At 41.8% G+C, this 12,135-nt stretch carries 10 protein-coding genes; 8 read left to right on the forward strand and 2 right to left on the reverse strand.

Annotated features, from left to right (window positions below):
- The first annotated feature begins 518 nt into the window (after window positions 1–518).
- The 6 genes from V7K42_RS17775 to trpD all read left to right on the forward strand — a co-directional run bounded on the left by V7K42_RS17775 (window position 519) and on the right by trpD (window position 8,782).
- Window positions 519–2,723 carry an anthranilate synthase gene (locus V7K42_RS17775; RefSeq protein ID WP_334918312.1) on the forward strand — a complete coding sequence of 735 codons (2,205 nt, stop codon included), beginning with the start codon at window positions 519–521 and terminating at the stop codon, window positions 2,721–2,723.
- 45 nt (window positions 2,724–2,768) lie between these two features.
- The gene (gene trpC, locus V7K42_RS17780; protein WP_334918313.1) at window positions 2,769–3,596 is read left to right on the forward strand and encodes an indole-3-glycerol phosphate synthase TrpC; all 828 of its coding nucleotides are present in this window, start codon (window positions 2,769–2,771) and stop codon (window positions 3,594–3,596) included.
- A gap of 311 nt (window positions 3,597–3,907) precedes the next feature.
- Window positions 3,908–4,741 carry a tryptophan synthase subunit alpha gene (trpA, locus tag V7K42_RS17785; RefSeq protein ID WP_334918314.1) on the forward strand — a complete coding sequence of 278 codons (834 nt, stop codon included), beginning with the start codon at window positions 3,908–3,910 and terminating at the stop codon, window positions 4,739–4,741.
- A gap of 355 nt (window positions 4,742–5,096) precedes the next feature.
- Window positions 5,097–6,329, forward strand: coding sequence for a tyrosinase family protein (locus tag V7K42_RS17790; RefSeq protein ID WP_334918315.1), 1,233 nt, complete (start codon window positions 5,097–5,099; stop codon window positions 6,327–6,329).
- Window positions 6,330–6,400: 71 nt separating this feature from the next.
- Window positions 6,401–7,630: a tryptophan synthase subunit beta gene (gene trpB, locus V7K42_RS17795; RefSeq protein ID WP_334918317.1), complete on the forward strand. Its 1,230-nt coding sequence runs from the start codon at window positions 6,401–6,403 to the stop codon at window positions 7,628–7,630.
- Between the two features lie 60 nt (window positions 7,631–7,690).
- Complete coding sequence (gene trpD / locus V7K42_RS17800; RefSeq protein ID WP_334918327.1) at window positions 7,691–8,782, forward strand: anthranilate phosphoribosyltransferase; 1,092 nt, start codon at window positions 7,691–7,693, stop codon at window positions 8,780–8,782.
- Window positions 8,783–8,841: 59 nt separating this feature from the next.
- Here trpD and V7K42_RS17805 read toward each other — a convergent pair whose 3' ends face one another.
- Window positions 8,842–8,982, reverse strand: coding sequence for a hypothetical protein (locus V7K42_RS17805; protein WP_334918319.1), 141 nt, complete (start codon window positions 8,980–8,982; stop codon window positions 8,842–8,844).
- Between the two features lie 58 nt (window positions 8,983–9,040).
- Here V7K42_RS17805 and aroF point away from each other — a divergent pair, with 58 nt between their 5' ends.
- Both aroF and V7K42_RS17815 read left to right on the forward strand, forming a co-directional pair.
- Window positions 9,041–10,141 carry a 3-deoxy-7-phosphoheptulonate synthase gene (gene aroF, locus V7K42_RS17810; RefSeq protein WP_334918321.1) on the forward strand — a complete coding sequence of 367 codons (1,101 nt, stop codon included), beginning with the start codon at window positions 9,041–9,043 and terminating at the stop codon, window positions 10,139–10,141.
- A gap of 347 nt (window positions 10,142–10,488) precedes the next feature.
- Complete coding sequence (locus tag V7K42_RS17815) at window positions 10,489–11,451, forward strand: general stress protein (RefSeq protein ID WP_334918323.1); 963 nt, start codon at window positions 10,489–10,491, stop codon at window positions 11,449–11,451.
- A gap of 211 nt (window positions 11,452–11,662) precedes the next feature.
- Here the strand turns inward: V7K42_RS17815 and V7K42_RS17820 are convergent, their stop codons facing one another.
- A complete protein-coding gene (locus V7K42_RS17820) occupies window positions 11,663–11,863 on the reverse strand; it encodes a heavy-metal-associated domain-containing protein (protein WP_094332697.1) in 201 nt (66 codons plus the stop codon).
- Between the last annotated feature and the right edge of the window lie 272 nt (window positions 11,864–12,135).

The raw sequence follows: 12,135 nt of genomic DNA on the forward strand, positions 1-12,135 counted from the left end.
GTGGTATATTGTGATTTTAATCGAATTATTACCCCCCTTAATCCCCCCTTATAAAGGGGGGAAATAAGAAAATCCGGTTCCCTCCCCTTTATAAGGGGAGGGTTAGGGTAGGGTAATAATATTTGATACATCAATCATGAATTCTCAAACATTCTCTAATAGCCAAAGTCATATAAAGATGACTGAGAAATAAATGCAAATTTTTGAGATAATCTACTACTTTTGAGGGAGGCGAATAATGTCCAATAACGTTTTTATAAAAACTAAAAAAAGCAGTATAAAAAGCGAATAAATTGACACCCAATCGAAAAATTATTCAATGTATTATCTGCTTGATATCTAGTAATCTTAAATAAGAAATAAAAGCTTTTAATTATATTCTCAATAAATAATACGCAGATTAGAATAAGTTGATTGAGATTGATCTTGAATTATCAGAATTTGTTATTTATAGACAAATACAAATAATTATTAATAGCTTTCGATTAATGACTAATAACTCTTACAGAGAAATTCCCATGATTTTTGATTCCCGTTCTTATAAAACCCTTGGTGGTGTAAGTGTTTCTCGCTCCATCACCGAAGTGAAGATGGACACAGCCCTAGAAGATATTCTGTTTCACTTAAATTCTCAGCGTGGAGGCTTGCTAAGAAGCAGCTACGAATATCCAGGGAGATATAAAAGATGGGCGATCGGATTTGTCAATCCACCATTAGAATTAAGTACACAAGAAAATGCTTTCAATTTGATAGCGTTGAATGAACGTGGTCAGGTACTCCTACCATTACTATTAGAGTGTTTATCAAATTCAAAACAACTTGAGAATGTTACCCTAGATAATAACCATCTCATCGGCTTTGTTAAATCTACCAAAAAATTATTCACTGAAGAAGAACGCAGTAAGCAACCTTCAGCCTTTACAGTTGTCCGCGAAATTTTACACGTTTTCTCTAGCCAAGAAGATGAGCATTTAGGATTGTATGGGGCTTTTGGTTATGACTTAGTTTTTCAGTTTGAACCAATTAATCAACGTCTGGAACGTGCTACAGATCAGCGCGATTTGGTACTTTATCTCCCTGATGAATTGATAGTTGTTGACTATTATCAGCAAAGCGCATTTCGTTTAAAATATGATTTTGAAACAGCGCATGGCAATACGAAGAATCTGCCTCGAACAGGTGAGTCTGTTGATTACCGTGGAAAACATCTTCTCCCAAATCAAACGGCTGATCATAAAGTAGGTGAGTATGCCAAAAAAGTTGAGTCTGCACTCGATTATTTCCGCCGAGGCGATTTATTTGAAGTTGTTCCTAGTCAAAACTTTTTTGAAGGCTATGAAGATGAACCCAGCAAACTATTTGAGACTTTAAAGGATATAAATCCTAGTCCTTATGGGTTTATTTTTAATTTAGGTGGAGAATATTTAATTGGCGCATCTCCAGAAATGTTTGTGCGAGTTGAAGGGAAGCGGGTAGAAACTTGTCCCATTAGTGGCACTATTAGCCGGGGACTAGATGCTCTCGATGATGCAGTGCAAATTCGTCATTTACTCAACTCGCACAAAGATGAAGCTGAGTTGACCATGTGTACTGATGTTGATCGCAATGACAAATCCCGAATCTGCGAACCTGGTTCAGTACAAGTGATTGGTCGTCGCCAAATTGAACTATACAGCCACCTGATTCATACAGTAGATCATGTTGAAGGTACACTGCGATCGCAATTTGATGCCTTAGATGCCTTCTTAAGCCACACTTGGGCGGTTACAGTCACCGGCGCACCCAAAAAAGCCGCCATAGATTTTATTGAACAGCATGAACGTAGCGCCCGACGTTGGTATGGTGGCGCAGTCGGCTATTTAAATTTCAATGGCAATTTAAATACCGGATTAATTCTGCGGACAATCCGATTAAAAGACTGCATCGCCGAAGTGCGAGTTGGGGCTACTGTCCTTTATGACTCCATACCGCAAGCAGAAGAACAAGAAACAATTACTAAAGCTGCTGCTTTATTTGAAACGATTCGCCGTGTTAAGCAAAGCAGTCAGAAAAATGATGAATCCAGTTCTATCAAATCAGCTAAAATCCTTCCAAAGGCGGCACAGGGCAAACGCATCTTACTAATAGATTATGAAGACTCCTTTGTTCATACATTAGCTAATTACATTCGCCAAACAGGTGCTACCGTCACTACACTCCGTCATGGTTTCTCAGAATCGCTATTCGATACAGAACGCCCTGACTTAGTTGTTTTATCTCCCGGCCCTGGTAGACCAAGTGATTTTCGTGTTCCCCAGACTGTCGGTGCCCTTCTTCATCGCAAAATTCCTATTTTCGGAGTTTGTCTAGGACTGCAAGGCATCGTTGAAGCTTTTGATGGAGAATTGGGAGTTCTCGACTATCCTCAACATGGTAAATCTTCACGGATTTTCGTTACTGATTCCGATTCTGTTACCTTCAAAAATTTACCAGAATCCTTTACAGTCGGTAGATATCACTCATTATTTGCTCTACCGCAGCATTTGCCGAAAGAATTGAAGGTGACAGCGATTTCTGATGACGACATAATTATGGGCATTGAACATCAGACACTTCCCATCGCCGCCGTTCAGTTTCATCCAGAATCAATCATGACTTTAGCCGGAGAAGTCGGTTTAGAAATCATTAAAAATGTGGTGCGTGCATATACTCAGGTTGAAGAGTCATTAGTCATTGGTCATTAGTCATTTGTCAAGAGTAGGAAATTATTGCTCTTCCCTAAGAATTTTATGATTAAGCAAGTTACAACTTCTCGCCATATTCTTGAAGAGATTGTGTTGCATAAAAGGCAAGAAGTTGCACAGATGCAGCAGGAATTTTCTTTAGCTTCTTTGCAACAACAGTTAATTACGGCTCCACCTGTCCGAAATTTCTTGACTGCTTTACAACAAAATCCTAACCAACCTAGCTTAATTGCCGAAGTAAAAAAGGCATCACCTAGCCGTGGGATTATTCGGGCAGATTTTGACCCAGTAGCGATCGCTATTGCTTATGAACGAGGTGGCGCAGCTTGTCTATCAGTTCTCACTGATCATAAGTTTTTTCAGGGCAGTTTTGACAATCTGCGGCGTGTGCGTCAGCAAGTAGCATTACCTCTACTGTGCAAGGAGTTCATCATTGACCCCTATCAAATTTATTTAGCACGGACAGCAGGCGCAGATGCAGTTTTGTTAATTGCGGCTATTTTATCAGACCAAGAACTGCAAGACTTTCTGCGAGTGATTCACGATTTGGGCATGAATGCACTGGTGGAAGTCCATACTTTAGCTGAACTCGATAGGGTGCTAAAGCTTGACGACTTACATTTAGTCGGAATCAACAATCGCAATCTAGAAGATTTTACAGTTGATTTGGGAATAACACAGCAACTTTTAAGACAGCGTCACCAATATTTGCAAAGTGTGGATATCACTGTCGTCAGTGAATCTGGACTCTATACACCTGCTGATTTATCTCTTGTTGCTGAAGCTGGTGTCCGTGCGGTTTTAGTCGGAGAGTCTTTAGTTAAACAAAGCGATGTAGAACAAGCTGTGCGTAGTCTTTTAAGTCGTCCTTAAATCTATTACTTAATAAAAATGAAGCTCTAATACTCAACGACGGAGCTAAAAGGCTCATTCACGAGTATAAAAGACTCGTTCACGGAGCTAAAAGGCTCATTCACGAGTATAAAAGACTCGTTCACGAGTATAAAAGGCTCGTTCATGGAGCTAAAAGACTCATTCACGAGGATTAAAGACTCGTTGACGAGTATAAAAGACTCGTTCACGGAGCTAAAAGACTCGACAACAACAAATATAGCGTGGGTATCGCTGATTGCTAAATGTTGATTCTTGCGGAACTATTAACTAATCATTAACTATTTTTCAGAATGACTTCTATCTCTGCTGATTTTCAAACTTTACGCGATCGCCAACAGTGTGCTTTAATCCCTTTTATCACAGCAGGCGATCCTGATTTAGAAACCACTGCCGAAGCTTTACGCATCTTAGATCGCAATGGTGCAGACTTCATCGAGTTAGGCATTCCTTACTCCGATCCTCTCGCAGATGGGCCTGTAATTCAAGCAGCTGCAACCCGCGCTTTACAAAAAGGCACGAAATTAGAGCAAGTATTAGAGATGTTGGAAGCTGTAACTCCTACCCTGAAAGCGCCAATAATTCTATTTACTTATTACAATCCCATTTTGTACCGGGGTATTAAGTCATTTTTAGGAAAAATTGCTGCTGCTGGGGTGCAAGGGTTGGTAGTGCCAGACTTGCCCTTAGAAGAAGCAGAAGAATTAATCAAAACTGCTGCATCTTTTGGGATTGAGGTAATTTTACTTGTAGCTCCTACCAGTTCTCAAGATAGAATAAATGCGATCGCTCGTCAATCTCAAGGTTTTATCTACCTGGTAAGCGTTACAGGTGTTACAGGTGTCCGCGCTCAAATCCAAGACCGTGTAAAGTATTTAATTACAGATTTGCGAAGCGTTACCGATAAACCCATTGGCGTTGGTTTCGGCATCTCAGGGCCAGAACAAGCGCATCAAGTAAGGGAATGGGGAGCAGATGCGGTGATTGTTGGTAGTGCCTTCGTTAAAAGGTTAGCTGAAGGTAGCCCAATTGAAGGACTGCAAGCAGTAGAAAAGCTTTGTCAAGAACTTAAAACAGCCATTACAGAAAGTCGGCGCGAAAGTCCATCTCTTCAAGAGGTGAGATAAATTCACCCGCAGACTTGGGGAGTAGGAAATTATAGCGGTTTGCAGTTGAGTCCAATACAAACCTAACCCCCAACCCCTTCCCTGCTAGGAAAGGGGAGTAAGATTCAAAGCCTCTCTCCTCTTAGGAGCTATGGTGTCGAATTACCCCCCTTAATCCCCCCTTATAAAGGGGGGAAAAAAAGAAATCTAGTTCCCTCCCCTTTATAAGGGGAGGGTTAGGGTGGGGTAAAACTTTGGTTAATTAGCTATTTCAGACTTGTGTGTACACCGTAGTCGAAGTGTTGTTCACTGAGCGCAGTCGAAGTGCCGGTCACTGAGCGCAGTCGAAGTATGCCCCTCTATTTCCATTAAGACTATGAAACTCCTGCTGAAATCTGTCAAAATATTAATTTATAGCTTACTTATAGTTAGCGCCTGTGCTATTACAGTCTTTGCCCACGATCGCATTGACTACGGACAAGACAAACACTATAGGTATGAAAATCTTCGAGGACAATACGCTCAATTAGCTGTCAGAAAAAACGTAACTGACCTGACACAAAGAGAGAAAACAGCCTTTGTCAATGCTATCAAAACCTTAAAAACAGTAATTCCCGCAGGTAGCAAGCTCAGTATTTACGACCAATTCGTTGCTGTCCATCTAGGGGCAACACGCTTGATTCATAATCATAAAGGGCATTCTGATGGTTCTGCTCAGGAACTTGCTCATGAAAATCCGGCATTTTTCCCTTGGCATCGAGAATATATCCGCAGATTTGAACAAGCTTTGCAAGCAGTAGACCGAACTGTTACTCTGCCATACTGGGATTGGACAGAAGCCAAAGCCCTTGATGTAATTTTTAACGATGATTTTCTTGGCTCTAATGGTCAAGGAGTAACCATCAAAATTCCCAATCAGGGAGATTTTACAGGTGGGCCTGTACAGTCTGGGGCTTTTGCGGCTGCAAATGGCTGGGTTATGAATCCGGCACTAAACATTGACACAGATACCGGAACATCGTTAGGTACATCACTTGTACGCTTTCTCCGACTACCTCCCGCCACTGATTACCCTTTGCCCAAAAAAGATATTGAGCGTGTCCTTGCTCTTAATGACTATTCTCTATTTCGTACTGCTTTGGAAGGATTTATCTCTATAGATGACCAGGGTAAAATCACCGCAGGAGGATTCCTCCACAATTACATTCATGGTTTAGTCGGTGGGGTACAAATAGACGTAAGTACCAGACCTATAACATTTAAAAGTCTGGGAACCATGAGCAATATACCAAGTTCACCTTATGACCCAGTGTTTTGGTTGCATCATGCCAACGCAGACCGCCTCTGGGCACAATGGCAAGACAACGGTCATAAAGGTAGCGATTTTTATCCTCCCGATGGTAATAGTCTGCCTTATAGACACAATCTTAAAGATTTCATGTGGCCTTGGGACGGCGGTATGTCTACCCCGAAAGCTACGGCGTTAGGAGATTTACTATCCCTATTACCAAAATTTAAGCCTGACGATTTGGTGCGCCCCATAGACGTTTTGAATCACAGAGAACTAGGCTATACCTACGACACCTGGGAAAGGAAAACGCAAAGATAATTTCAGTGACATAAGTTCTAAAAAGTTAGAACGAAAGTAAAAAATACTTGAACATAAAAGGATTTTCAACAATGGTAAGCATACAAGACATCAAGACTGTAACTGTCCAACCAGATTCTTTAGGCAGGTTTGGAAAATTCGGCGGTAAATACGTCCCCGAAACCTTAATGCCTGCATTAAGTGAGTTAGAAACCGCATATCATCAATATCGCAATGAGCCAGGTTTCCAAGCAGAACTGCAAAACTTACTGCGTGATTATGTGGGACGACCCAGCCCATTATATTTTGCTGAACGCCTGACAACAAACTACGCTAGACCAGATGGCACAGGGCCACAAATTTATTTGAAGCGCGAAGATTTAAATCATACAGGCGCTCACAAAATTAATAATGCTTTAGCTCAGGTGTTGCTAGCTAAACGCATGAATAAGCAACGGATTATTGCTGAGACAGGTGCAGGACAACACGGCGTAGCGACTGCAACTGTGTGTGCTAGGTTTGGTTTGAAATGCGTGATTTACATGGGTGTCCAGGATATGGAACGCCAAGCTCTTAACGTGTTTCGGATGAAGTTGATGGGAGCAGAAGTACGCCCAGTGGAAGCTGGAACCGGAACTCTCAAAGATGCAACTTCTGAAGCAATTCGAGATTGGGTGACAAATGTAGAAACAACCCATTACATCCTGGGTTCTGTTGCTGGGCCTCATCCTTACCCGATGATTGTCCGTGATTTTCACGTGGTAATTGGTGTAGAAACTCGCGCTCAATCCCAACAGAAATGGGGAGGATTACCAGATATTTTACTGGCTTGCGTGGGTGGAGGTTCCAATGCGATCGGCTTATTCAATGAGTTTGTGCATGAAACTTCGGTACGCCTAATTGGAGTAGAAGCAGCAGGTGAAGGTGTAAATACAGAAAAACATGCCGCTACCTTGACAAAAGGAAAAATAGGTGTATTGCATGGTGCAATGAGCTATTTACTGCAAGATGATGATGGTCAAGTCATCGAAGCTCATTCAATTAGCGCCGGATTAGACTATCCTGGCGTTGGGCCTGAGCATAGTTATTTAATGGATCTTGGTCGCGCTGAGTATTACAGTGTGACTGATAAGCAAGCCTTAGAAGCTTTTCAAAGACTTTCGCAACTAGAAGGGATCATCCCAGCTTTGGAAACTGCTCATGCGATCGCATATCTCGAAACCCTTTGTCCTCAGTTAGAAGGCAGTCCCCGCATTGTCATCAATTGTTCTGGTAGAGGTGACAAAGACGTGCAAACCGTCGCCAAAGTCCTTATTCCTTAATTTTCTCTTCTTGTCCTTTGCTAATGACAAATGACAAATGACCAATGACAAATGACCAAAATGATAGCTGTAACTCAAACTCCACCTGATAATATCTTCATCCCTTCTGAGTTCTACAACTGGCCAGCTTTATTACAACAATTGCTGAATCGGCAATCGTTGACGGTTTCCCAAGCTACAGATTTGATGCAAGGTTGGCTCACAGATGCCATTCCCGATGTTTTATCAGGAGCGATTTTAACCGCAATTCAAGCCAAAGGCGTATCCGCAGAAGAATTAGTAGGCATGGCTAGCGTCTTACAATCCCAATCCCCAGTACCCAGTACCCAGTCCCCAATCCCCCTAATTGACACCTGCGGAACTGGCGGAGACGGCGCTTCCACCTTTAATATTTCTACTGCTGTCGCCTTTGTTGCTGCCGCCTGTGGGGTAAAAGTTGCCAAACATGGCAATCGTTCGGCATCTAGCAAGACTGGTTCGGCTGATGTGCTGGAAGCTTTGGGGATAAATCTCAACGCCACTCCTGAGAAAGTGCAAGCCGCAGTGGGTGAAGTTGGAATCACCTTTTTGTTTGCTCCCGGTTGGCATCCTGCACTCAAAGCGATCGCAACTTTGCGAAAAACTTTGAAGGTGCGGACTGTTTTTAACTTACTCGGCCCGTTAGTAAATCCCATGCGGCCGACAGGGCAAATTATTGGTGTGAACGATCCGCTTTTATTAGAGGAGATTGTGCAAGCTTTATCGCAATTGGGATGTCAGCAAGCGATCGCAGTTCATGGACGCGAACGTTTAGATGAGGCTGGTTTAGCAGATGTCACTGATTTAGCTGTACTCCAAGATAAAAAGGTACGTTCTCTAACGCTAAACCCTCAAGAACTTGGTTTGAGTTTTGCCCCCACTGCGGCGTTACACGGTGGAGATGTCCAAGAAAATGCCGAAATCTTGAAGGCAGTTCTCCAAGGTAAAGGCACTCAAGCGCAGCAAGATGTTGTCGCTTTAAATACAGCCCTGGCACTCCAAGTTGGTGAAGCCATTCATGGAGAAACGGATATTTTAGTCGGTTGTGTTAAAGGTATTGTCCTTGCTAAGGAAATTCTGCAAAGCGGCGCGGCTTGGACAAAACTAGAACAACTTGCTGAATTTCTGCGCTAGACGAATCTTTTTCACCCAGCCTCACTCTTCTACGAGGCTACGATTTACAGACAAGTTTTCTAAAGCTGCCTTATATCCTTGACCTGCAATGCCAATGCATCAACCTGCAATGCCAATGCATCGACCTGTAATGCCAATGCATCAACTTGCAATGCCAATGCATCAACTTGTAATGCCAATGCATTGACCTGCAATGTCAATGCATCAACTTGTAATGATTAGCTTTTACACCCACAAACTATACACAAGGAAAAACAGATGATTATCATACTTAAAAGCGGTACGCCTGTTGAGGAAATGACTCGCATCAGCCAAGAACTAAGTGAAACTTGGAAAGTCACAGTAGAAAAAAGCATTGGCACTCATAAAGTTGTGCTGGGGCTAATTGGCGATACCTCTAGCATTGATAAATTGCAGGTTCAAGAATTCAGCCCTTGGATTGAGCAAGTATTACGAGTGCAACAACCTTTCAAGCGGGTAAGCCGAGAATTCCGAGATGGAGAAGCTAGCGAAGTTGTCGTACCTACACCCAACGGTGATGTGTATTTTGGCGAACATCACCCGATTGTAATCGTAGCTGGGCCTTGTTCTGTTGAAAATGAAGCGATGATTGTCGAAACGGCAAAACGCGTCAAAGCAGCAGGAGCGCAATTTCTCCGTGGCGGAGCATACAAACCTCGCACTTCACCTTATGCCTTTCAAGGTTATGGTGAAAGCGCTTTAGATTTATTAGCAGCAGCGCGGGAAGCTACTGGTTTGGGTATCGTCACAGAACTGATGGATGCTGCGGACTTATCAGCAGTAGCGAAAACAGCTGACATAATCCAAATCGGTGCTAGGAATATGCACAACTTCTCGCTGCTGAAAAAGGTAGGCGCTCAAGATAAACCTGTGCTGCTGAAGCGGGGGATGTCTGCCACAATTGACGAGTGGTTGATGGCAGCAGAATATATTTTGGCATCAGGAAACCCAAATGTAATTCTTTGTGAGCGAGGAATCAGAACCTTTGATGGCAAATATGCCCGCAATACTCTAGATTTATCAGTGCTTCCGGTATTGCGATCGCTGACCCATTTACCAATTATGATCGATCCTAGTCATGGTACAGGTAGGTCAGAATATGTTCCATCAATGGCAATGGCTGCGATCGCAGCTGGTACAGATGCTTTGATGATTGAAGTTCACCCCAATCCAGCTAAGGCTTTATCCGATGGCCCCCAATCTCTCACCCCTGATAAATTTGACCGCTTAGTTCAGAAAATGTCAATTCTGGGCAAAGTAGGCGATCGCTGGCCTACACCTGCATTTAATAGCATAAATGACAAGCGCATTCTCTTCACGCCAGAACTATCAAAGTAGACAGAGTGTAATCTCAGCTAATTTTTTATGATAGGACTTACGCAAAAAAACTCTCAAACCCTCATTAATCAGCGTCCTCTGTGGTTCGTTATTCTGTAACTCTTGCGTAAGTCCTGTATGAATGCCTAAACCCGATCGACAGATTTTTTAAACAAAAGAATCCGTTGGTCGGGTTTTCATCAGTCTAATTATTGTAGAGACGGCGATTCATCGCGTCTCTTACCTTAACCGTAATGATTTTTATTACTTAGGATAGTTTCGAGTTAAATAAAGTAGTATTTAAGATTACAGGTAATAAAAAACTAGATTTATGGGAAATTAATTTCCCCTGCTATTAAGGAGTAATAATGGCTTTAAGTCAAAATCAACGTGCTATAGGCGTATTTACTCATCGTCGAGATGCAGAACAGGCGCTACATGAGTTGAGAGATTCTGGCTTGGCGATGGAAAAAGTATCTGTAGTTGTACAGAATGCAGACCGCAATCATCAGATTACCGATGATGAAATTAAAGAGCGCACTGGTGATAAAGCCGACGAAGGTGCAACAGTAGGAGGACTTTCTGGGGGCGCGGTTGGCGGGTTGACTGGTTTATTAGTAGGTCTTGGGACTTTAGCAATCCCTGGAGTTGGGCCAATAATGCTGGCTGGCGCGGCTGCAACTGCTTTGGTTACAACCCTTGTTGGTGCAAGTATTGGTGCTGCTACTGGGACTTTTGCTGGTGCGCTAGTTGGTTGGGGAATATCCGAAGAGCAAGCTAAAGCATATAACGAGCGAGTAGAGCATGGGCATTATTTCATAATCGTAGATTGCACATCTTTTGAAATTGCTAAAGTAGAAGCAATTCTACACCGTTGGGGTATTGAAGAATTTGGTATTTATGAGCCTCTCAATAGTGAGCAATTACCTGCAAATTATCTATCCACGACAACTTCCACAACTGCCACTCCTAATAAAAGTGGGATTTTGAGCAAGTATGCTATTAGTTGTTTTGATAACATAGATAACGCTAAAGCCGCAATTAACGATATGTATGTCGCAGGGTTTTCAGCAAATCAGATGTCTTTAATTTGCAAAGATTTTTCTCAATTGATTGGGTTAAATGGTATTAATTTAAGTGAGCGCTTTGACGCGATGAGGCTAGGAATAGCAGATGAATGGGCACGCTTTTACAACGAGCAAATTGCTCAAGGCAATTACATATTCATTGTTAGTGGCACAGACAAAGAGCTTGAGCAAGCTAGCTTGATTTTAGGCAATTCTGGGGTTCAGGAATATCAAATTTATGACCCCATGTTAATCCGTTCTTGATTGAAAACTATTACCGGAAAATTTAACAATTTTGTCGTAGCAAACAAATATATAGCAATGCTGTATATATTGCAGCTGATAATTCAAGCGCGTCAGAAGAGGAAAATACTCTTTATTAATATTCTGCCCGGAAACCGGGCGAATATATGACTAAGCAATTGTCCTGGCTAAATTACTTCATCTAAATCTCTTCAGAAATTTAGAAGTAAAATTAATAGCCTTCTATTGTAAAACCAGCAGATTGAATTATCTGTTTAATAGACTCTTCAGAAGCCGCAGTATCTACAGTTACAGTTTTAGTATCAACGTTCACATCTACTTTGGCATCAGATTCCATAGTCAAAATAGATTTAGTTATTTTCTTGGCACACTCATCGCCTTTAATATTCGGAACTTTCAATTTGATTGCCATTACTTAACCTCATTACTTCGACTAAAATTTCTATTTCATAAATATAATAACGATTTAGATAATCAGCGCACATCTTACTATAGTGAGGGAATGAAGCATCCCAGAGATAGTAAAAAATAATAGCTATACTTAAATTATTTTGGAGAAATTTTGTAGGCAGTGAAATGAAATAAAATGCCAAAACCTATAAAGTTATCTATGAAAATTCACTGACTACAAAATTTCTCCAAAATAATTTAAGTATAGCTATTATTTTTTACTATCTCTGGGAT

Origin of the sequence: Nostoc sp. (genome assembly GCF_036917455.1) — a bacterium.
Taxonomy (GTDB): domain Bacteria; phylum Cyanobacteriota; class Cyanobacteriia; order Cyanobacteriales; family Nostocaceae; genus Nostoc.